This is a genomic window from Arthrobacter sp. Y3223166 (genome assembly GCF_059090935.1).
The window spans coordinates 151620-172048 of record NZ_JBNHGE010000002.1; the positions used below are offsets into that span (position 1 = coordinate 151620).

A 20429-nucleotide genomic window follows, 5' to 3' on the forward strand; every position below is an offset into this window, starting at 1 on the left:
TTCACCCCCTTCAACAGAGGAGCAACTATGACTGAAGCAGCCATCGAATACCGCACCGAGGGCGACAACTCGGTCTATGCCGGAGCGGACGGGAAGGTGGTCCCGGTCGTCACCAAATCCGGCAGCGAGGACACGAACACCGCACAGTCCGGTGATTGCGTCCGGGTCTCCGGTGTCTCGATCCAGCACACGCCGGCCACCAAGATCTGGTTCGGCCAGGTCTCCAACGTTCCCGGCTACCGCTCGCTGCCCCACCACCACGGAGAGGCCGAAACCGGCGGTTACGTGCTGCGCGGCCATGGCCGGATCTACTTCGGCGAGGGCTACTCCGAGTTTGTGGACATGAAGGCCGGCGACTGGGTCTTCGTGCCGCCGTTCATGCCGCACGTGGAAGCGAACATGTCCGTCACAGAAGAACTGGTCTGGCTCACCGCCCGCACGCCCGAGAACATCGTGGTCAACCTGGAAGAGGTTCCGGACGAGACGCTGGAAGGATACCGCCGGGCATGAACACCGTAACTGCCCAGGACACCCTGGCGCCCACGTCCGAGACCTTCCTGCGCGCCGTCGAACTGACTGCCGTTGAACCTCAAGTCCACGACCAAGCCTACGAGGCGACCACCCAGTACGTGCCGTGGCCCAAGGCCTACGGCGGCGACATGGTGGCCCAGGCTGCAGCGGCCATGATGCGTTCGGTGGGCGAGGACCGGCAGCTGCATTCGATGCACAGTTACTTTATGCGCCCGGTTGATATTGGGGCCGTGGTCCGCTACGAAGTGGAGAAGCTGCGCGACGGTCGCGGCTACTCCACCCGCAGTGTGCGGGGCTGGCAGGACGGCAAGACCGTGTTCGCCGCCATGGGTTCCTTCCAGGTGCCCGAGGACGGCCCGGAATTCCAGCCGGAGATGCCGGCCAACGTGGACCCGGAGTCGTTGCGCAGCGCCGCCGACGTGCTGGCCGGCGTCGAAGGCGACGCCGCGGCCTACTGGTCGCGGGGGCGCAGCTTCGACATGCGGCACGTGCCCGGCCCGGTGTATCTGGAGATCGAGGGCGAACAGGTGCCGCAGCAAGCTGTCTGGGTGAAGGCATTCGGGCAACTGCCTGACCAAGCCGACGAGCGTGCCACCCGGGACCTGCACCGTACTGCGCTGGCCTACGTCTGCGACTACACCATCCTGGAGCCGATCCTGCGCGCGCAGGGCCACCACTGGGCGGAGCCCGGACTGGTGACCGCAAGCCTGGACCACTCCATGTGGTTTCACCGCGACGGACGCGTTGACGACTGGGTGCTGTACGTCCAGGAAGCGGTTTCCGGCCAGCGCAACCGCGGGCTGGCCACCGGCCGGTTCTTCGACCGTGACGGCCGCCTTCTGGCCACGGTCGCGCAAGAAGGCATGATCCGCACGGCGCGCTGAGCCTGGCGGAGGCACGTGAACCATCCACCTGCCTCCGCTCTGGCCGCCTCACCCGCTCTTTTATCTCCCCGCCCATTCTTCTCTCCGAAAGGAACGCCATGGAGCTTTCCCCGTCAGCTCATGTGGACTCGTTCACGCGCGACCACCTGCCGCCCGTTGAGCAGTGGCCAATCCTGGAATTCACCCTTCCCGAACTGCAGTATCCGGACCGACTTAACGCTGCCACGGTGCTCATCGATGAGGCCGTAACCGCCTTCGGGAGCGAGCAGCCCGCCCTGCATACTCCGGACGGCCAGACGTGGAGCTACGGCCAACTGCAGCAGCGCGCCAACCAAGTGGCGCAGGTGCTCACCGAGGATTTCGGCGTGGTGCCGGGTAACCGTGTCCTGCTGCGCGGCCCCAATAACCCCTGGCTGGTGGCCGCCTGGTTGGGCGTGCTCAAGGCCGGTGCCGTCGTCGTCACCACGATGCCGGTGCTGCGCGCCAGTGAAGTCGCCACCATCTGCCGGTTGACCCGTCCCTCCGCAGCGATCACTGATGCTCGCTTTGCTGATGGACTTGCCGAGGCGGTCGGGGAAGGCATCGCCGTCATGACCTACGGGGCGGACGACCCCGATGACCTCACCGTCAGGTGTGCTGCCAAGAGCGGCAAATTCGACGACGTTGACACAGCGGCGGACGACGTTGCCCTGCTTGGGCCGACCTCGGGTACGACCGGCACGCCGAAGATCACCATGCACTTCCACCGCGACATCCTGGCTAACGCGGACACGTTTGCCCGGTATATCTTGCAGCCCACGGCCGACGACGTGTTCGCGGGATCTCCGCCTCTGGCGTTTACGTTCGGGCTGGGTGGTTTGGTGGTCTTCCCGCTGCGCTTTGGGGCTTCCTCGCTCCTCACTGAACGGGCCACCCCGGTGCAGTTGGCGGAACAGGCAGCCAATGCCGGCGCTACCGTGCTTTTCACGGCACCCACCGCGTACCGCGCAATCCTAAAGGAAGGTCGGGCGGACCTCCTCCGGGGGCTGCGCATAGCGGTGTCTGCAGGAGAGCATCTGCCCAAGGAGACGTGGGAGGCGGTCCATGAGGCCACCGGGCTATCCCTGGTCAACGGGATCGGTTCCACCGAGATGCTGCATGTGTTCATTTCTGCCGCTGGAGACGACATCCGCCCCGGGGCCACGGGGATTGCGATCCCGGGTTTTCGTGCCAAGGTGCTGGACGACGACGGCAACGAAGCCCCCGTCAACCAGCCCGGGAAGCTGGCCGTTATCGGCCCGACCGGTTGCCGCTATCTGGACGACCCGCGGCAGGCAAACTACGTGCAGAACGGCTGGAACATAACCGGCGACACGTTTCTGCGCGACGAGGAAGGCTACTTCGTCTACCAGGCCCGGTCGGACAACATGATTGTCTCGTCCGGCTACAACATCGGGGCCCCCGAGGTGGAAGCGGCGATCGACCAGCATCCGGACGTGGTGGAGAACGCCGTGATCGGTCGGCCGGATCCAGAACGCGGCAGCGTCGTCTGCGCCTTCGTGGTGCTGCGCGAGGGTGCGGTCGGCGACGACGCCACACGCAAGGATATCCAGGACTTCGTCAAGGCAACCATCGCGCCTTACAAATACCCGCGGGACATCAGGTTCGTGACCGAACTGCCGCGCAATCCCAGCGGAAAACTTCAGCACTTCAAACTCCGCGAGCAGGCCGGCCAAGGGGCAGACCTGGCCGGCAGCCCGGCTTAGACCAGACCGGAAGGACAACAGACATGAAAATCGCAATTGTGGGAGGCGGCCCCGGCGGCCTGTACTTCGCAGCCCTGATGAAGCAGTTGGACCCGGCGCACGAGGTGACCGTCTGGGAGCGCAACGCGGCTAATGACACCTTCGGTTTCGGCGTGGTTTTTTCGGACGAAACCCTGGGCGGGATCGGCAACGCGGACCCTGTGGTGGCCGAGTATATGAGCCGCCGATTCGCCCGCTGGTCCGACATCGACATTCACTACCAGGGCGAAACCATCGCCGTGGGCGGCCAAGGTTTCGCTGCCATGAGCCGCAAAGAACTGCTCGAACTGCTGCAGCACCGCTGTGCGGAACTCGGTGTGGACCTGCGCTTCTCAACCCTGGCACCTCCGGTGGAGGAACTCGAAGCCGGCTATGACCTGGTGCTGGCAGCAGACGGCGTAAACTCCCAGATCCGCTCGAAGTACGCCGACTCGTTCGGCCCCAATCTGGACCCGCGGCCGAACAAATTCATGTGGTTGGGTACCGACCTGGTCTTCGAAGCCTTCAAGTTCTTTATCAAAGAGACCGAGCACGGGGTCATACAGATCCACGGCTACCCGTTCTCCGATCAGGGCTCCACGTTCATCGTGGAAATGCCCGAGGACGTCTGGCGCGCTGCCGGCTTCGATGAAACCGAGAACGAGGTGTTTGCCCCGGGCGTCTCCGATGAGAAAGCGATCGCGAAGATCCGGGAGATATTCGCTGACGAGCTTGAGGGCCATCAGGTACTGGCCAACAATTCCAAGTGGCTGAACTTCACCACGGTCCGGAACAGCAGTTGGCGGCACGGCAACGTGGTGCTGCTCGGCGACGCCGCGCACACCGCACACTTCTCCATCGGCTCCGGCACAAAACTGGCCATGGAGGATGCCCTGGCCCTGGCGGCTTGCCTCCACGAACACCAGGATCTGGAGACGGCGCTGGGAGCCTATGAAACCGAGCGGCGGCCAGTGGTCGAATCTACCCAACGCGCCGCGCAGGCGTCACTCGAATGGTTCGAACGCGTGGGCCAATACACCGGGCAGGACCCGGTCCAGTTCACCTTCAACCTGCTCACCCGCAGCCGGCGCATCACGCAGGACAACCTGCGGCTGCGCGATCCGGAATTCGCTCTGAAAGTCGAGGAACACTTCGCCACCTCGCAGGGTCTGGAATCAGTCGCGCCGGCGATGTTCCAGCCGTACCGCATAGGCGGCTTGGAGCTGAAGAACCGCATCGTGGTCTCGCCCATGGATATGTACTCCGCCACCGATGGGATGCCGGCTGACTTCCACAAGGTGCACCTGGGCAGTAAGGCCATGGGCGGCGCCGGCCTGGTCATGACCGAGATGGTGTGCGTCTCGGCAGAAGGCCGTATCACTCCGGGCGACACGGGGCTCTACACGGATGAACAGCGCGACGCATGGGAAGACATTGTCGAGTTCGTCCACGGGCATTCCGACGCCAAGATCGGCGCCCAGATCGGCCACGCGGGCCGCAAAGCGTCCACCAAGCTGATGTGGGAAGGCATCGATCAGCCGCTGGATTCGGGCAACTGGGAGGTCATCGGCCCGTCCCCGCTGCCCTACGGACCGGACAACCAGGTTCCTCGGGAAATGGATCGTGCCCAGATGGATAAGGTCGTGGCAGACTTTGTCGCCGCCACACGTCGGGCAGACGAGGCCGGATTCGACTTGTTGGAAGTGCACGCGGCCCACGGTTATCTCCTCTCCTCCTTCCTGTCCCCGGTGGCCAACCACCGGACGGACGAGTACGGCGGCAGCGTGGAGAACCGGCTGCGCTTCCCGCTGGAGGTCTTCGAGGCGGTGCGGGCTGCGTGGTCGGCGGAGAAACCGCTGACGGTACGCATCTCAGCGACCGACTGGATCGACGGCGGCAACACGCTGGATGAAGCTGTCCAAATCGCCAAGGCGTTTGCGGCCCACGGCGCCGATGGAATTGATGTATCCACCGGCCAGATCGCTAAGGGGGAGAAGCCTCAGTTCGGCCGTAGCTACCAGACGCCGTATGCGGACCGGATCCGCCAGGAAGTGGCAGTTCCCGCGGGCATCGCTGTCATCGCTGTGGGAGCGATTTCCACTTACGACGACGCGAACTCGATCCTGCTGGCCGGGCGCGCCGACCTGATCGCTCTGGGACGAACACACCTGTATGACCCGCACTGGACGCTGCACGCGGCTGCGGAGCAGGACTACCGGGGCGACGGCGTCGCGTGGATCCCACAATTCCGGGCCGGACGGCGCAAACCGCCGAGCGCGCGCACGGACGCGGTCCGCCCGCGACTCTCCCTCATCCGGGAGGTTAACGAGACGGCGGACAACCCGCATCTACGCTGGAAGCCGTTGCGCCCGGCTGAGCCCGCACTGGCAGGCTAAGGTGCGTGGCGTCTGATGACCGACGACGGTTGGCCGGGGCAACGTCCCGGGCCAACCGTCATCGGTCACATTCGTATCCGCCAAGGCGAGCAGGCCGAAAGGGAAGGTTCAGTGAGCACACCCGCAGCAGAAATTCAGACGATCCACTACGGGCCGGAGGCGTCCCAGTGCGTTTTTTGCTGGAATCCAGCCGGCCACGCCGCCCCCGTCGGATTAGCCTTGCTGGTGCACGGCGGCTACTGGCGTGCCCAGTTCGATGCCTCGCTGATGGAACCCATGGCGTCCGACCTGAGCTCGCGTGGATGGGCGGTGGCGAACATCGAATACCGGCGCGGAGCGGCGGAGAGTGAGTGGCCTGAACCGCACGAGGACGTTGACGCGGCAATCCGCGCGGTCACTGAAAGCCCTTGGGCGCAGGAGATGCCCGGACCGCGGATTGCCATCGGTCATTCGGTGGGCGGGCAACTGGTCCTGCTGACCCGCGCGCCGGTTGACGCACTGGTTGCGCTGGCGCCTGTGACGGATGTGGCACGAACCTACGAAGAAAACCTGGCGGAAGGTGCCGTCGTCGAATATTTTGGCGCTGGCCGCCATGATTTGTACCGTGATGCATCACCGGTGCGGCATCGGCCGTCCTCCATCCCCACCTTGGTGGTGCATGGCGATGCTGACCTACGAGTGCCCTTGGACCACACCCGCGACTTCGTCCGCCAGGCCCGGACATATGGTGCCCAGGTCGAACTAAGCGTTCAGCCCGGCATGGACCACGTCCAACTCATTGACCCGCAGGCCGGACACTGGGACAAGGTTCTGACGTGGATCGATGAACAACAATCCCGGTTGGAAGGGGTGCCTTAACCGGGCCGCCATCGTCCGGCAGCGCTGATGCCAGCCCTGGCCGCTCGCTACCTCGTCATCGACCGGTGGGCCTCGGGCAGCTTTACCTTCTTCTCGCCCTTGAGCGCGCCGTCCATGGTTTCCTTCCACACCGGGGCGGCGACTTCGGAGCCGGTCAGGTCTGTGTAGGTCTTGCCGTAGGCCTTGACGCGTTTGAGCGGGTACTCCGCCCCGCCGCGCGGGTCGCCGAGCCAGACGGCGGCTGTGAGCTGCGGGGTGCCGCCCACAATCCAGTTGGCGGCGAAGTCGTTCGTTGTTCCGGTCTTGGCTCCGGCCTCCCGGTTTCCCTTGAGTTCGATGCGCGGCCCCAGGGTTCCTCGCGGGTTGAAGGGTTCCTTGAGCACATCGGCAACGGTGTCCGCGACAGCGGGTTTGATGGCGCGATGGCAATCCGGGTCCGGAACGGGCAGCTCTTTCTTCGTGTCGGTCTTGACTGCCTTGATGATGGTGACCGGTTTGCAGACCGTCCCGTTGCTCATGAAGGCGGCGTAGGCGCTGGCCATTTGCAGCGGCGTGACTTCGTAGGCGCCGAGGGCCAGCGAACCTTCCCTGCCGCTGAGCTTGTCGGGGTTGATGGACGTGATGCCCAGCTTGTTGGCCATCCTTGCCGCGTTGATGACGCCGACGCGCTCGACCAGCTTGATGAAGTAGATATTCACCGAGGCGCGGATGGCCTGGTACGCGTTGATGACTCCATAGTCGACGTTGTCGTAGTTGATGTACCCGCCCTTCGGGTTGTCCAGTTTCGGTGAACGGTAGGGGCCGTCCGCCCGGAACTTTTGGGAGGTGGGGATGCCCTGCGTGAGAGCCGTCGCGAGCACGATCGGCTTCATGGCCGACCCGACCTGGAAGGCGTGCCGGACGTAGACCACCTGGGTCTTGCCTTTGCCCTTGCCCCAGGCGCGGTTCTGCGCGATGGCGGCCACGTGGCCGGTTCCCGGTCGCACGACGGCGGTGCCCAGGGCCGCGCGGTTGTTGTTGCCCAGCGCCCTCTCCACGGCTTTTTGTGCTGCGTCGGCAGCCTTCCGGTCCAACGCGGTGGTCAAGGTCAGGCCGCCCAAGTTGAAGCGCTGCTCTCGGATTTCGGGGGTCTTGCCGAACGCCGGGTTGGACAGGAGTTCTTCGCGGGCCGCCTCGCAGTAGAACGGATACTTGGACCCGCCGCAACCGGATGGCACCTCGCCGCGCTTCACGCCCAGCGGGGCCTCGCGGGCGGCCTGCGCTTCGTCGGCCGGCAGTACTCCCTGCTTTTCCAGCACATCCAGCACGGTGTTGCGCCGCTCCGTGGCGGCTTCGGGGTTGGCGAACGGGTCGAAAGCCGTGGGCGCCTTGAGCAGCCCCACCAACAGGGCCGACTGTGCATAGTCGAGTTTGGCCGCCGGCGTGCTGAAGTAGTAGCGGGCCGCGGCCTCCACGCCGTAGGCACGGTTCCCGAAATAGACGGCGTTCAGGTAGCGCGTGAGGATCTCGTCCTTGGGCAACTGCTTTTCCAAGGCGACGGCATACTTCATCTCCCGGAGCTTGGCGTTGTAGGTGTTGCCTACAGCGACCTTGTCTTCCTCTTCGTTCCGCGCGTGGTTGACCAGCAGGTTCTGGACCAGCTGCTGGGTCAGGGTGGAAGCGCCCTGGACCTCGCTGTTGGTGGCGTTATGCATCAGTGCCCGGGCGATGCCCAGCGGGTCTACGCCGCCGTGTTCGTAGAAGCGGGCATCCTCCGTGCTGATCAGGGTTTTCTTGAAGGCCTCCGACACCTGGTCCAGCTCAACATCCACGCGGTTCTCGCTGGCGAACCGGGCGAATTCCTTGCCGTCCTTGTCCAGCAAAACCGTGTGCTGGGCCAACGGGCGATCCAGCGGCAGGTCGGTCGGCAGCTCTTGCCACATGTCCAGGACCGAATTGCCGACGGCGGACACGCCCACCGCCGCGGGTGCGACGATCGCCCCGGCCGCCAAGGCCGCGACGGCAACGCTCACCACCCACAAGTCGAGGCGCCGACGCCGGAGCTTCTTCTTCGGGCGGCGGGCAGACGCCATCAGTTCGTCGAGGTCGACCTGTTGAAACCTGTTTCGTCGAAAGGGCCACATGATGCGTTATGCGGGAAATCAACGTGACGGATGCATCCGCGCGCAGCCTTCGGGCGGGGCGTTGGGGAGCATTTCCTGACGCTGGATCCCACACCCCTCCTTCCCCGCAGTGGAGCAGTAGAGAAAATGGTAGAAGCTCAAAACCCCCTTCGGTAGGGGCCGGCCTACCCTGTTTTGGCCAGGGGAGGGGCGCCGGCGTGGAGGGCTGCTGCAGGATGGGCGAGGCGCCGGATAGGGTGGCCACGAACAGCCATTTCTGACCGAAGGAGAAACATGCAACGCGACGTGCAGACTGGTTTCGCGGACCAACAGACCGGTGGGCGCCCGCCGGCGGTGGCCACCGTGCAGATCGACAACCACCGGGTGACGGTCACCGAGTGGCGGTTTCCTCCCGGCGCGGAAACCGGCTGGCACGTGCATCCCGTGGACTACGTTGTGGTCCCCATGAGCACCGGGACCCTGACCCTGGAGACCAGCGAGGGGGCGTCGGCCAGCCAGTTGACCGCCGGCGTTTCCTACACGCGCACGGCAGGCAGCGAACACAACGTTGTCAACGAGTCCGACGACGACTTTGTGTTCGTCGAGATCGAGCTCAAGTAGGCGCTTGGCAGCAGCCCGGCCTACGGCGATTCAGCCGGTAACCACCTGTGCGTCGATGAGGACGGGGCCGCTGGCGGCGAGTGCCTTTTGGTAGGCGGCTTCGAATTCTTCGCGGGTGCTGGTGCGTTCGGCCGGGACGCCGTAGCCCTCGGCGATGGAGACGAAGTCGATGCCGCCTAGCTTCAGGCCGGGGACGTCGGGCACGCCCATGCGTTGGGCGAAGCCGGCGAGGGCGCCGTAGCCGGAGTTGTTGACGATGACGAACACGGTCCGCGTCTGCCGGCGGGCCGCGGTGTAGAGGGCGGTGATGCCGTAGTTGGCGGAGCCGTCGCCCACGGTCGCGACGATGGTCTTCTCCGGGGCGCCCAGGGACATGCCCACGGCTGCGGGCAGGCCGAAGCCCAGCCCGCCGGAGGCGGGGAAGTGGTACATGCCCGGGCGGTCGATGGCGATGCGTTCCAGGTAGTCCAGGTCCAGGGTGGTGGTCTCGTTGACGTAGGCGACGGTGTCGTTGACGTGGGTGTTAAGGAGTTCGAGGATTTCGGTGCCGGTCATGCCGTCCGGCGAGGTCTTGGCCGCCGGCAGCTCCCGGGTGCCCGGCTCACCGCGCCGCTGGCCCCGGTCCCTCACGCCGGCGGCCAGTGCCTTGGCCGCGCCTGCCACGTCGGCGACGACGGACCGGCCGAACGGCGCCCGGGTCGCCTCGCGCGGGTCCTGGGTCAGCTGGATGACGCGGGTGCCGGGCTCGAGGTAGTTGCTCGGCTCCCAGCGGTGGTACCGGAAGACGGCGGCGCCGAGGACCAGCACGACGTCGTGGCCGGCGAGCCGGTCGCGCACGGACTGGATGCCCGGGACCAGGACCGCTTGGAAGTTCGGGTGGGTGGTCGGGAACGGGCCCCGCGAGGGGGAGGGGGCGACGTAGACGGAGGCGTCGGCCTTCTCCGCCAGGGACACGACGGCGTCGAACACGGCCGGGTCCTCGACCGCGGCGGTGTCCACCTGCGGGCCGACGACCAGGGCCGGGTTCTTCGCGCCGTCGATCGCGTTGATCAGTTCCCGGGCAAGGTCCTCGCTGAGGCCGCCGGCGGTGGTGACCGAGCGCTCGGTGAGCAGGGCGTCGTCGTCGAGCGCGGACTCGGCCCAGTCATCGAGGGGGACCGAGACGTAGACCGGTCCGCGGGGCTGGGCGCAGGTTTCGAATACGGCCTGGGACAGGGCGCGCGGCACGTCGGCGGCGGCCAGCGGCTCGTGCGAGTACTTGACCAGCGGGGCCGGCAGGGCAGCGGCGTCGGCGCTGGCGAGCATCACTTCCTGGCCGACGGTTCGGCGGACCTGCTGGCCGGCGAGGATGACCATCGGGATGTGCCCGTAGTGGGCGTTGGTCAGGGCGCCCATGGCGTTGCCCGATCCGGAGGCGGCATGCAGGTTCACCAGCGCGGGCCGGCCCGTGGCACGGGCGTAGCCCTCGGCCATGCCCACGACCACCTGCTCGTGCAATCCGAGAACGAAGTCGAAGTCCCCGCCAAGGCCGGCGAGGAACGGGAGCTCGTTCGACCCGGGATTGCCGAAAATCGTGGTCATCCCGTGGGCGCGGAACAGCTCCAGCGTCGCCTCGAGAACCGTCTTCCTCTTGCCCGTCACTTCTGCTCCTCCAACTTCGCGAACCCGGCGGTCTCGGTACCGTGACCGGCCCCGCCGGCCCGACGTCGTGCCCTTGGACGCAGCCTAGGTGCAGCGAATCACTAAATCCAACAGTCGCCGGTTTCCCGGAAAGCCTGCTCCCGCCGTCAGCAGCGGTCATGTGCAGCCGAGCGGCAACGCGACGTCCCGGACGCGATAGCGTGGACTCCTGATGGTCCGGGCGGTTCGGACCCGAAAGGAGCAGCATCGTGTCCATCGTCGTCATTAACGCGCTCAAGGTCCCCGAGGGCTCGGGTACAGAATTGGAGGCGCGCTTCGCCGCACGCAAGCACGCCGTCGACTCCGCTCCGGGGTTCGAGGGCTTCCAGCTGCTGCGTCCGGTCGCGGGCGAAGAGCGCTACTTCGTGTACACCCAATGGGCCACCCGTGAGGACTTCGAGAACTGGCGCGACAACCGTGCGCCGCGGGATCACGGCTCGAAGACCCCCGTGGCCAGTGGGTCGGAGCTGCTCGAGTTCGAGGTTGTTGAGCTCGCCGACTGACAACAGTGGTTGGCCAGCCGCGCTCCGGGTCACAGGACTTGCGGCTGGCGCATCCGGACAAGTCCCGTGATGCCGCCGAGTACGAGGAGGCCCGCGGCCAGGGCGGCCAGCACAACGGGCGGCAAGGTCCCGTAAGCCACTCCAAAGCCGGCGGACCCCAGCGCCTGTCCGATGGCCAGTGCGATGAAGAGCCACGAAGTCCCTGCTCCGGCACTCTGAGGCCAAACGCTGCGCGCCCAGAGAATGAGCACGCCGGACAGGCTCATGTAGCCGGCACCGAAAACGGCCATGCCGGCATAAGCGACCCAAGTGCTGCCGGAGGCTACCGATATTGAGACTCCTAAGCTGGCGACGGCCAGGACGCTGGCAGAAAAGCACCATGCGGCCCGCAGGCCCATGCGCCTGGCCAAGGCTCCCGTGAGTACGCCGAGGACCCCGCCCAGGCCCAAGGCGATCCACAGCCATCCGGCCTGAGCGGCAGCAACGGAACCGGCTTCCGTAACCAGCAACGGTCCAAACGTCCAGATCAAGGCCGAGCCGGCTCCTGCAATGACCGCGGCCGCGGCCGGGACGAGGAGAAGGTGCCCCGGTCCATGGCGACGTTCGGGGCTCGAAGCCGCTGCAGCGGCTGGGAGGCCAGAGGTACCCGGATCAGCACGAGCCCGGACGGGATACCACGCCGCGACCGCCGCCGCCGCGCAGACCAGCGCCATGAGCACCCATGCCCCGGCAATCGAAGCGGCCATTGAGGCGACCATGCCGGCTCCCACCACGCCGACCGCCGTTCCCGAGTTCACCAGGGACTGTGCTGTCGCACTGGTGCGGCGTGCAACGAGCGCGTCGATAACCGGCACCAATGCGGGCGAGGCGAAGCCCCCGCCCATGCCGCCGACGAATACAGCCGCCACGAACATGCCCGGAGCTGAGGCGACAGCCACCCCCAAGCAGCCGACGGCGGCAGTGCCTCCGGCGAGAAGAAGTCCGGCCCGAGGAGCGCGGTCGACGAAGCGGGCGGCCGCCACGGCGGCTATCGAATAGGAGGTGAACTGTGCAGCCGCAGCCCATCCCAGCACCTCGGTAAGTTCCGGCCGCTGTGCGGCCAAGAGCGGGGCGAAGAGGCCGACCCCGAACCGGGCCATGCCATACGTGGCCGCGATCAACAGCATTCCGGCCAGCGCCACGCCAAGGCCGGAGCCGGCTCGACGACCCACCGTGATTCTGCCCATGGTCCGGCACCTCCCAGCACATAACGCCCGTTACACCAGAGCGAGCGTTACACAGATGGTAACCGACCGTCTGGGCGCGGCTCGCGCAGGAAGCCGGGCGCCCCGACCCGGACGCCGTCGCGGCCCGGTGCAACCCGCCCGGTCATAGGAGCAAGCTTCCGTTATCGTTAGGGCATGCCCGAGATGCCGGAAGTGCAGGGACTCGTCGACTTCCTGCGGCTTAAGCTCCTCCCGCCCGACGCCCCGCCCGCCCAGGTGGCCAAGGTGGAGGTGTTGTCCTTCTCCGTGCTGAAAACGGCGGACGTGCCGCCGGAGACGATGGGAGCCGAGCCGGTGTCCGCGGTCTCGCGCCGCGGCAAGTTCATCGTCATCACCGCCGGGCAGACGCACCTGGTGATGCATCTGGCCAAGGCCGGGTGGCTCCGCTGGTCGGATGCCCTGAAGCCCGAACCCCTGCGGCCCGGCAAGGGTCCCATTGCGCTGCGCGTGCGGTTTGTCGCGGCTGATGGCGCCGGTCAGCCCGGGTTCGACCTGACCGAAGCGGGGACCAAGAAATCACTGGCCGCCTACGTGGTCAAGGACCCAATGGATGTTCCGGGCATCGCCCGCCTGGGACCTGACGCGCTCGACGTCGACCTAGCGGCGTTCGCGCGGATGCTCGCCTCCCACTCGGGACAGATTAAGGGCCTGCTGCGGGACCAGTCGGCGATCGCGGGCATCGGGAACGCCTACAGCGACGAGATCCTGCACGCGGCGAAGCTCTCCCCGTTCGCCAACGCCTCGAAGCTGGATGCAGAGGACGTGGAGCGCCTGTTTTGGGCGATGCACCAGGTGCTCGAGTCGGCCATCGCTCACGCCTCCGGCCGTCCGGCCAGTGAGCTGAAGGATTCCAAGCGCAAGGCCATGCGCGTGCACGCTCGCACCGGCGAGCCCTGCCCGGTGTGCGGGGACACGGTCCGGGAGGTGTCGTTCGCGGATTCCTCGCTGCAGTACTGTCCCAGCTGCCAGACCGGCGGGAAGCTGTTGGCGGACCGGCGGATGTCCAAGTTTCTCAAGTAAACCCCCCGCCGTCCGGTGGTGCATGCCGTAGATATTCTGGTGTGTTCCTGATGGACGGTTCCTCCGACCGCGGTAAGTTCAAAGGTTCGACGCGTACTGCGGGAAAGAGGGTGCATGGTCACTGAACCATACGAGGCAAAACCTCGAGCCACTGACTTTGGTTTCGGATTGCACCACGTTCAGCTCGCACTTCCGCCGGGTGGTGAGGATGATTGCCGTAAGTTTTACGTCGAAGTCCTTGGGCTCACGGAGGTTCAAAAGCCGCCGGTATTGGCTGCGCGTGGTGGGCTGTGGGTGCGCGCCGATAACTTAGAGATTCATCTGGGAGTCGAGGAGAATTTCCGTTCTCAGCGGAAGGCTCATCCCGGAATCCTCGTTCGGGATATCGATGCACTGACCCGGCGAATAGAAGCTCATGGGCATGCTCCCGAGTGGGATGACAACTTCCCGGGAATGCGCCGGTTCTACCTGTGGGACAACAACGGAAATCGGCTCGAGTTCCTCTCGCCTCATAGCGGGTAGAAGAGCAGAGGGTGGCGGAAGCAGTGTTTGCTTCCGCCACCCGCTGTCGTCTGGGCGACCACCGGCGCCGCCTATTTCCTCAGGGGGAAGGCGGTAGCGATCAGGCGTGCGCCGCGCCGGCGCCGGCCGCCGCCGTCGTTGTTTCCGCGGCCAAGCTGCCGCGGATGAGGTCGGCGCAGCGTTCGCCGATCATCATCACGGTCAGGTTGGGGTTGACCGTCACGTGCTCGGGCATGACCGAGGCGTCAGCCACGCGCAGGCCGGTGACGCCCTTGACCCGCAGCTCGGGGTCCAGCGGCGACATGACGTCGTCCACCGGGCCCATGCGGACGGTGCCGACCGGGTGGTAGACGGTGTTGTGCGTCTTGCGGATGTAGTCCTGCAGCTCCTCGTCCGTCTGCGCATCGATGCCCGGCGAGAGCTCGCGGCCGGCCCACGGGGCCATGGCCGGCTGCGCGGCGATCTCGCGGGCCTTGCGGATGCCGGCGACCATCACGCGCATGTCGTGGCCCTCGGGGTCGGTGAAGTACCGGGGGTCGACCATCGGCTTGTCGCGGAAGTCGCGGCTGCGCAGCCGGACGGTGCCGCGGGAGCGGGCGTGCGTGACGTTCGGGGTGAGGCTGAAGCCGTTCTCCGTAGTGGGGTAGCCGTGCCGCAGGGTGTTCATGTCGAACGGCACCGAACCGTAGTGCATCATCAGGTCGGGGCGGTCCAGCCCCTCCTCGGTGGGCGTGAAGATGCCGATCTCCCACCACTGGGTGGATTCGGTGACCATCGGCTGCTTCGCCTCGAACTGGACCACTCCCTCGGGATGGTCCTGCAGGTGTTCGCCGACGCCGGGGGAGTCGACCAGGACCTCGATGCCGTGCTCCGCGAGGTGTGCGGCCGGCCCGATGCCGGAGAGCATCAGCAGCTTCGGCGAATCGATGGCGCCGGTGGACAGCACTACCTCGCGCCGCGCGGACAGCGTGTGTGTGCGGCCGAAGGCATTGTCCACGATCTCGACGCCGGTGCAGCGCTTGTCCGCGTCGATCACCAGCCGGCGGGCGCGCAGGCCGGTCAGCAGGGTGAAGTTCTCCCGCTCGATGATCGGGTGGATGTAGGACACCGAACTGGAGGAGCGGGTGCCGTCGGCCCGGCGGTTGATCTGGAAGAAGTTGGCGCCGTTGACCACGGTGGTGCCGTCGTTGAAGGTGGCCCGCGGGATGCCGGCCTGTTCGCAGGCATCCAGCAGCGCGACGCCGGTCGGGTCGGCCGGCGGGACGTTCATGACGTGCACGGGGCCGGAGTCGCCGTGGTGCGGGGCGTCCGGGCCGGCGTCCTCGTTGGTCTCCAGCCGCTTGTACAGCGGCCAGGCCGCCTCGGCGTTCCAGCCGGTGACGCCGTGCTTGGACTCCCACTCGTCCAGGTCCTCGCGCGGGGCCCAGAAGGCGATGCAGGAGTTGTGGCTCGAGCAGCCGCCCATGACCTTCGCGCGCGAGTGGCGCATGAAGGAGTTGCCGTTCTCCTGCGGCTCGATCGGGTAGTCCCAGTCGTAGCCGGACTCGAGCAGCTCCATCCACCGGTCCAGCTGCAGGACCTCGGGCACGCCCCGGTCGTCCGGGCCGGCCTCGACCAGCGCCACGGACACCGCAGGGTGTTCGCTCAGGCGTGCGGCGACGGCGGCGCCGGCGGATCCACCGCCGACGACGATGTAGTCGAATTCCCGGTCGACGAGGTTCTCGACGTTGTCGATGTGCATCAGTTCTCCTTGCCGTGGTCAGCGAACCAGCCGGTCACCTGCGGGCTGGTGTTCTGGTAGATGTGCTTGGCTTCCTGGTACTCGGCCAAACCGGTGGGGCCGAGCTCGCGGCCGACGCCGGACTGGCCGAAGCCGCCCCACTCGGCCTGCGGGAGGTAGGGGTGGAAGTCGTTGATCCAGATAGTGCCGTGACGCAGCCGGCCGGCAACGCGCTGGGCCTTGCCTGCGTCCTGGGTCCAGACGGCTCCGGCCAGGCCGTAGATCGTGTCGTTGGCGGTGGCCACTGCCTCATCCTCGTCGCGGAACGTCTCCACGGTCACCACCGGGCCGAAGGCTTCGTCCACGACCACGGACATCCCCCGCTCCACGCGGTCCAGGACGGTGGGCAGGTAGTAGAACCCGTCGTCGTACTCGGGGCCCTCGGGGGCGGCGCCGCCGCAGCGCAGCCGCGCGCCCTCTTCCACGCCGCGCTTCACGTAGGCGTCCACCTTCTCCCGGTGTGCCGCCGAAATCAGCGGCCCGGTTTCCGCGGCCTCGTCGAACGGGCCGCCCAGGCGGATGCCCTCGGCGCGGCGGACGAGCTCGTCGACGAAGCGCTCCGCGATCGACTCTTCGACCAGCAGGCGCGCGCCCGCGGAGCAGACCTGCCCGGAGTGGACGAAGGCCGCGTTCAGGGCGTTGTCCACGGCGGCGTCGAAGTCGGCGTCGGCGAACACCACGTTCGGGTTCTTGCCGCCGAGTTCCAGCGCCACCTTCTTCACGGTGCCGGCGGCGGCCGCCGCGACCACCTTGCCGGTCACCAGGCCGCCGGTGAAGGAGACAAGGTCGACGTCGGGGTGTTCGGAGAGCGGTGCGCCCGCCTCCGCGCCGGGGCCGGTTACCAGGTTCGCGACGCCGTCGGGCAGGCCCAGGTCCTTGAGCAGTTCCATGGCCAGGATGGCCGTGGACGGGGTGAGCTCGGCGGGCTTGAGCACGAAGGTGCAGCCGGCGGCCAGCGCGGGCGCGATCTTCCAGGCGGCCTGCAGCAGCGGGTAGTTCCAGGGCGTGATCATGCCGCAGACGCCCACCGGCTCGTGGACAATCCGGCTGACGACGGCGGGGTCCCCGGCGTCGACCACGCGGCCGGCTTGCTGCGAGGCGATCTTGCCGAAGTACTCGAAGGAGGCGGCGATGTCGTCCATGTCCATGCGGCTTTCGACGATCCGCTTGCCGGTGTCCAGCGACTCGGCGCGGGCGAACTCCTCGCGGCGCTCCCGCAGGCCTGCGGCGACCTTGAGCAGGAAGTCGCCACGCTCGGGCGCCGGCACGGCCGCCCACACGCCGGAGTCGAAGGCGGCGCGGGCCGCGGCGATGGCCCGCTCGGTGTCGGCACGGCCGGCCTCGGACACGGTGGCAACGACCCGGCCGTCGGCCGGATTGCGGATCTCGCGCACCGCGCCGTCGGCGGCCGGCTCCCAAGCGCCGTTGATGAACAGGGTGGAGGCGGTAGTGGTCATGGTGTCTCCTTCGAAAGTGCGGCGACGGGTTCTGGGACGGCGGCGACGGGTTCGTCGACGGTGTCGTAATCGGTTTCCCAGTCCGCCTTGGGCGGGACGTTTTCGGCGGCGGTGCTGTAGGGCAGCGTCGCGCGGTGCTGGTGCAGGAACTCGAGGTGCACCTCGTAGTGGTCCAGCACGTCGGCGATGACCTCGTCCTTGCTGTACCCCATGAGGTCGTAGCCGTGGCTGCCCTCGAGCGAGAACACCTCGATGCGGTAGTACTTGCCGCCGGCGGCGGAGGAGCGCGCATAGGACGGGACGTCGTTCTGCACCGGATAGATCTGGTACTTGAAGGTGCGTTCGCCGTCGAGCTCCACGCAAAGGTCCGCGGTGTCGATCCCGAAGGCATCGACGGTGCTGGTCTTCAGCGTGGCCTCCAGCCCGCGGGCGGCGAGGTCGGTGCGGACGTCGTTGAGCGCGGGCATGGCGACCTCGGCCACGAAGCGCTGGGCCTGCCGACGGCCCGGGTAGTTCATGGCCCGGGCCAGGCGCTGGCGCCAGCCGCGGCGTCCGTCCGCCCCGTGCGGCACGTTAGTGCGGGAGTTCAGCACGGAGTGGAGGCCGGCCTGGTAGCTGTCCGCGAGGGCCGTTTCCAGCCGCAGCGCCTTGTAGAGGCCGAGCATGATGAAGACCAGCACCACCGAGAACGGCAGGCCCATGATGACGGTGGCGCTTTGCAGCGTGGGCACCCCGCCCACCAGCAGCATGGCCAGGGTCAGCAGGCCGGTGGCGACTGACCAGAAAACGCGCAGCCACTTGGGGCCGTCTGAATCGGCGTCCTTGAGGTAGGAGGTGAAGTTGCTCATCACCAGGGCACCCGAATCGGCGCTGGTGACGTAGAACAGCAGCCCGGTGAAGGTGGCGATCGCGGCGCTGAGCGGGGCCATCGGGTACTGCTCGAGCAGACCGTAGAAGGCCCGCTCCGGCTGGCTCATGGCCACCTCGCCGAACGCTGCATTGCCGCCCATCACGATCTCGAGGGCGCTGTTGCCGAAGATGGAGATCCACAGCAGGATGAAGGCAAACGGCACCACCAGCACCCCGACGACGAACTCGCGCAGCGTGCGTCCGCGCGAGATGCGCGCCAGGAACAGGCCCACGAAGGGAGCCCAGGCGATCCACCAGGCCCAGAAGAACAGCGTCCAGCCGTTCAGCCACTCGTCGGGCCGGTCGTAGGCGAAGGTGTCCAGCGCCATCGACGGGAAGCGGGAGAGCGTGTCGCCGATGTTGGTCACGATCCCGTCCAGCAGGAACCGGGTGGAGCCGGTAATCAGGATGAAGACCATCAGGGCGATCGCCAGGACGACGTTGAGCTCGGACAGCCGGCGGATGCCCTTTTCGATCCCGGTGAGCACCGAGATGGTCGCCATCAGCACCGCCACGGCGATCAGGGCGATCTGCACCACCGTGTTCTCCGGGATGCCGAACTGGAAGCTCAGGCCGTAGTTGAGCTGGGCGACGCCGATGCCCAGGCTGGTCGCAATGCCGAAGATGGTGCCGAGCATGGCCGCAATATCGACGGCGTGGCCCACCGGCCCGTGGATCCGCTTGCCGAGGATCGGGTAGAGCGCCGAGCGGATGCTGAGCGGCAGGTTGTGCCGGAAGGCAAAGTAGCCCAGGGCCAGCCCCATCAGGGCGTAGAGGCCCCAGCCGAGGATGCCGTAGTGGAACAGGGTCCAGACCACGGCCTGCCGGGCGGCCTCGACCGTGGAGCCGTCGCCCGTCGGCGGTGCCAGATACTGAGTGACCGGCTCCGCGACCGAGAAGAACATCAGGTCGATACCGATGCCCGCGGCGAAGAGCATCGCCGTCCAGGTGAAGAGGTTGAAGGTGGGGCGCGAATGGTCGGGCCCCAACCGGGTCTTGCCCACGCGGGAGAGCGCCACGAAGAGGACGAAGGCCAGGACGGCGACGACGATCAGCGAGTACCACCAGCCGAAGGTCTCGCCCACCCACGCGACGGCGGTGCCGATCACTGCGTCGGCCGATTCGCGGTCCAGGATGGCCCACAGCGCGATGCCGAGGACGCCCGCCGCGGAGCCGATGAAGACGGTCCAGTTGACCCGCGTCCGCGGCTCGACGGCGGCGCTGCCGGTGGGCGGCTCCGGTGGGGCGGTGCCGGGGACGGGGCGGTTACTGTCTTCGCCGTTGAGCTTAGGCTCGTCAGATTCGGGCGGCGTACTCATATCGGTCTCGTACCTCGCATCGTAGGAGTGCTGGTCGCGGTCTCGCTGTTGTCTTGGCCGGGTGAGGGCAACTCTCGACGCTAGCAAGAGCAGGAATTTACCCGCATGCGCGCGTATAGCACATGAACTAAGTGAGGAGTATCACCTCATGAAGTGGCGAGGTTCACGTCGATTGCCCCGCGTGTTCTGTTTACGGGAGGTCAGTGGGGCGCCACCAGAAGGGAATGCGTCAGGCGCCGTCGTCGTAATACTGGCTGTTCGTCCCGAACTCCGGATCCTGCTCGGAGCGGATCATGCGGTGGTCTTCGGGGTGGTCAAGGCAGGGGCTGGTGAAGGAGAGGACGACGGCGCCCACGCCGCCGGCAACGTGGTGCGCGGCGGTGGCGCCGAGGTCGCCGTTCCGGAAGTAGAGGGTGCGCACGTCGCCGGTTTCGGCGGTGGCCTCGGTCTTTTGCTCCCAGCCATGTGCGGTCAGGTAGCCGGCGGCGGCGTCGAGGGCTGCGTTGGCCTGGTCCGCGTCCGCTACCTTGCCGGTGGCCCGGGCGATCCAGGCGGTCTGGGTCTGCGGTTGTGCGTCCTCGGGGCGCAGGCAGGTTTGTTCGCGCAGCAGGCTGACCTTCAGGTCGGCGGCGGTGGATGCCTCGGCGATCGCCTGGGGGAGCAGTTGCTCGAGCTGGCGGCCGTAGTCCTGGGACGTCGGTTGTATCTCCTGTGACTGGTTCTCCTGCGGCATGGCGCAGCCTCCTAGAATGACGGCGGAAAGGGTGGAAGTCGCGGTGAGGGCGGCTGCGAAGCCGGGGCGCCGCCGTCGTTCTTCGC

The 20429-nt window shown here is 66.9% G+C and carries 16 protein-coding genes; 9 read left to right on the top strand and 7 right to left on the bottom strand.

Annotated features, from left to right (window positions below; all coding sequences use genetic code 11):
• Positions 1–27 precede the first annotated feature (27 nt).
• From AC5RUH_RS02255 to AC5RUH_RS02275, 5 genes are all read left to right on the top strand, one after another.
• Positions 28–510, top strand: coding sequence for a cupin domain-containing protein (locus AC5RUH_RS02255; protein ID WP_494002136.1), 483 nt, complete (start codon positions 28–30; stop codon positions 508–510).
• Complete coding sequence (locus AC5RUH_RS02260; protein ID WP_494127810.1) at positions 507–1415, top strand: acyl-CoA thioesterase; 909 nt, start codon at positions 507–509, stop codon at positions 1413–1415. The genes AC5RUH_RS02255 and AC5RUH_RS02260 overlap by 4 nt, the downstream gene beginning before the upstream one ends.
• Positions 1416–1513: 98 nt before the next feature.
• Entirely contained in the window at positions 1514–3160 is a 1647-nt protein-coding gene (locus AC5RUH_RS02265; RefSeq protein WP_494127811.1) for an AMP-binding protein, read from the top strand.
• A 23-nt stretch (positions 3161–3183) separates the two neighbouring features.
• Complete coding sequence (locus AC5RUH_RS02270; protein ID WP_494127812.1) at positions 3184–5574, top strand: bifunctional salicylyl-CoA 5-hydroxylase/oxidoreductase; 2391 nt, start codon at positions 3184–3186, stop codon at positions 5572–5574.
• A gap of 15 nt (positions 5575–5589) precedes the next feature.
• Complete coding sequence (locus AC5RUH_RS02275; RefSeq protein ID WP_494127813.1) at positions 5590–6432, top strand: alpha/beta hydrolase family protein; 843 nt, start codon at positions 5590–5592, stop codon at positions 6430–6432.
• Positions 6433–6479: 47 nt separating this feature from the next.
• On the opposite strand, the gene AC5RUH_RS02280 is transcribed toward AC5RUH_RS02275, so the two are convergent.
• Complete coding sequence (locus AC5RUH_RS02280; protein ID WP_494127814.1) at positions 6480–8504, bottom strand: transglycosylase domain-containing protein; 2025 nt, start codon at positions 8502–8504, stop codon at positions 6480–6482.
• A 324-nt stretch (positions 8505–8828) separates the two neighbouring features.
• On the opposite strand from AC5RUH_RS02280, the gene AC5RUH_RS02285 reads away from it, so the two are divergent.
• Positions 8829–9155 carry a cupin domain-containing protein gene (locus AC5RUH_RS02285; protein ID WP_494127815.1) on the top strand — a complete coding sequence of 109 codons (327 nt, stop codon included), beginning with the start codon at positions 8829–8831 and terminating at the stop codon, positions 9153–9155.
• 30 nt (positions 9156–9185) lie between these two features.
• On the opposite strand, the gene mdlC is transcribed toward AC5RUH_RS02285, so the two are convergent.
• The gene (gene mdlC, locus AC5RUH_RS02290; protein ID WP_494127816.1) at positions 9186–10796 is read right to left on the bottom strand and encodes a benzoylformate decarboxylase; all 1611 of its coding nucleotides are present in this window, start codon (positions 10794–10796) and stop codon (positions 9186–9188) included.
• Between the two features lie 248 nt (positions 10797–11044).
• Here mdlC and AC5RUH_RS02295 point away from each other — a divergent pair, with 248 nt between their 5' ends.
• Complete coding sequence (locus AC5RUH_RS02295) at positions 11045–11338, top strand: antibiotic biosynthesis monooxygenase family protein (protein WP_494013174.1); 294 nt, start codon at positions 11045–11047, stop codon at positions 11336–11338.
• A gap of 29 nt (positions 11339–11367) precedes the next feature.
• On the opposite strand, the gene AC5RUH_RS02300 is transcribed toward AC5RUH_RS02295, so the two are convergent.
• Positions 11368–12564, bottom strand: a complete 1197-nt coding sequence (locus AC5RUH_RS02300) for an MFS transporter (protein WP_494127817.1) — start codon at positions 12562–12564, stop codon at positions 11368–11370.
• A gap of 174 nt (positions 12565–12738) precedes the next feature.
• Between AC5RUH_RS02300 and AC5RUH_RS02305 the strand changes: the two genes are divergently transcribed.
• Positions 12739–13623 (top strand): DNA-formamidopyrimidine glycosylase family protein, encoded by an 885-nt coding sequence (locus tag AC5RUH_RS02305; RefSeq protein WP_494127818.1) that lies wholly within the window; start codon positions 12739–12741, stop codon positions 13621–13623.
• 114 nt (positions 13624–13737) lie between these two features.
• A complete protein-coding gene (locus AC5RUH_RS02310; protein ID WP_494127819.1) occupies positions 13738–14145 on the top strand; it encodes a VOC family protein in 408 nt (135 codons plus the stop codon).
• A 100-nt stretch (positions 14146–14245) separates the two neighbouring features.
• Here AC5RUH_RS02310 and AC5RUH_RS02315 read toward each other — a convergent pair whose 3' ends face one another.
• The 4 genes from AC5RUH_RS02315 to AC5RUH_RS02330 all read right to left on the bottom strand — a co-directional run bounded on the left by AC5RUH_RS02315 (position 14246) and on the right by AC5RUH_RS02330 (position 20343).
• Entirely contained in the window at positions 14246–15886 is a 1641-nt protein-coding gene (locus AC5RUH_RS02315) for a GMC family oxidoreductase (RefSeq protein ID WP_494127820.1), read from the bottom strand.
• Entirely contained in the window at positions 15886–17382 is a 1497-nt protein-coding gene (locus AC5RUH_RS02320; RefSeq protein WP_494024730.1) for an aldehyde dehydrogenase family protein, read from the bottom strand. Before AC5RUH_RS02320 ends, AC5RUH_RS02315 begins: the two co-directional genes overlap by 1 nt.
• A complete protein-coding gene (betT, locus tag AC5RUH_RS02325; RefSeq protein ID WP_494024729.1) occupies positions 17379–19610 on the bottom strand; it encodes a choline BCCT transporter BetT in 2232 nt (743 codons plus the stop codon). Before betT ends, AC5RUH_RS02320 begins: the two co-directional genes overlap by 4 nt.
• A 229-nt stretch (positions 19611–19839) precedes the next feature.
• On the bottom strand, positions 19840–20343 hold the full coding sequence (locus AC5RUH_RS02330) for a hypothetical protein (protein ID WP_494127821.1): 504 nt from the start codon (positions 20341–20343) through the stop codon (positions 19840–19842).
• Between the last annotated feature and the right edge of the window lie 86 nt (positions 20344–20429).

What these genes read in the sequence shown, in the direction of transcription:
- AC5RUH_RS02300 (WP_494127817.1), bottom strand. Translation starts at nt 12,564, where the DNA reads ATGGGCAGAATCACGGTGGGTCGTCGAGCCGGCTCCGGCCTTGGCGTG.
- AC5RUH_RS02265 (WP_494127811.1), top strand. Translation starts at nt 1,514, where the DNA reads ATGGAGCTTTCCCCGTCAGCTCATGTGGACTCGTTCACGCGCGACCAC.
- AC5RUH_RS02315 (WP_494127820.1), bottom strand. Translation starts at nt 15,886, where the DNA reads ATGCACATCGACAACGTCGAGAACCTCGTCGACCGGGAATTCGACTAC.
- AC5RUH_RS02330 (WP_494127821.1), bottom strand. Translation starts at nt 20,343, where the DNA reads ATGCCGCAGGAGAACCAGTCACAGGAGATACAACCGACGTCCCAGGAC.
- AC5RUH_RS02310 (WP_494127819.1), top strand. Translation starts at nt 13,738, where the DNA reads ATGGTCACTGAACCATACGAGGCAAAACCTCGAGCCACTGACTTTGGT.
- AC5RUH_RS02255 (WP_494002136.1), top strand. Translation starts at nt 28, where the DNA reads ATGACTGAAGCAGCCATCGAATACCGCACCGAGGGCGACAACTCGGTC.
- AC5RUH_RS02275 (WP_494127813.1), top strand. Translation starts at nt 5,590, where the DNA reads ATGACCGACGACGGTTGGCCGGGGCAACGTCCCGGGCCAACCGTCATC.
- AC5RUH_RS02285 (WP_494127815.1), top strand. Translation starts at nt 8,829, where the DNA reads ATGCAACGCGACGTGCAGACTGGTTTCGCGGACCAACAGACCGGTGGG.
- AC5RUH_RS02320 (WP_494024730.1), bottom strand. Translation starts at nt 17,382, where the DNA reads ATGACCACTACCGCCTCCACCCTGTTCATCAACGGCGCTTGGGAGCCG.
- betT (WP_494024729.1), bottom strand. Translation starts at nt 19,610, where the DNA reads ATGAGTACGCCGCCCGAATCTGACGAGCCTAAGCTCAACGGCGAAGAC.
- AC5RUH_RS02260 (WP_494127810.1), top strand. Translation starts at nt 507, where the DNA reads ATGAACACCGTAACTGCCCAGGACACCCTGGCGCCCACGTCCGAGACC.
- AC5RUH_RS02270 (WP_494127812.1), top strand. Translation starts at nt 3,184, where the DNA reads ATGAAAATCGCAATTGTGGGAGGCGGCCCCGGCGGCCTGTACTTCGCA.
- AC5RUH_RS02305 (WP_494127818.1), top strand. Translation starts at nt 12,739, where the DNA reads ATGCCCGAGATGCCGGAAGTGCAGGGACTCGTCGACTTCCTGCGGCTT.
- AC5RUH_RS02280 (WP_494127814.1), bottom strand. Translation starts at nt 8,504, where the DNA reads ATGGCGTCTGCCCGCCGCCCGAAGAAGAAGCTCCGGCGTCGGCGCCTC.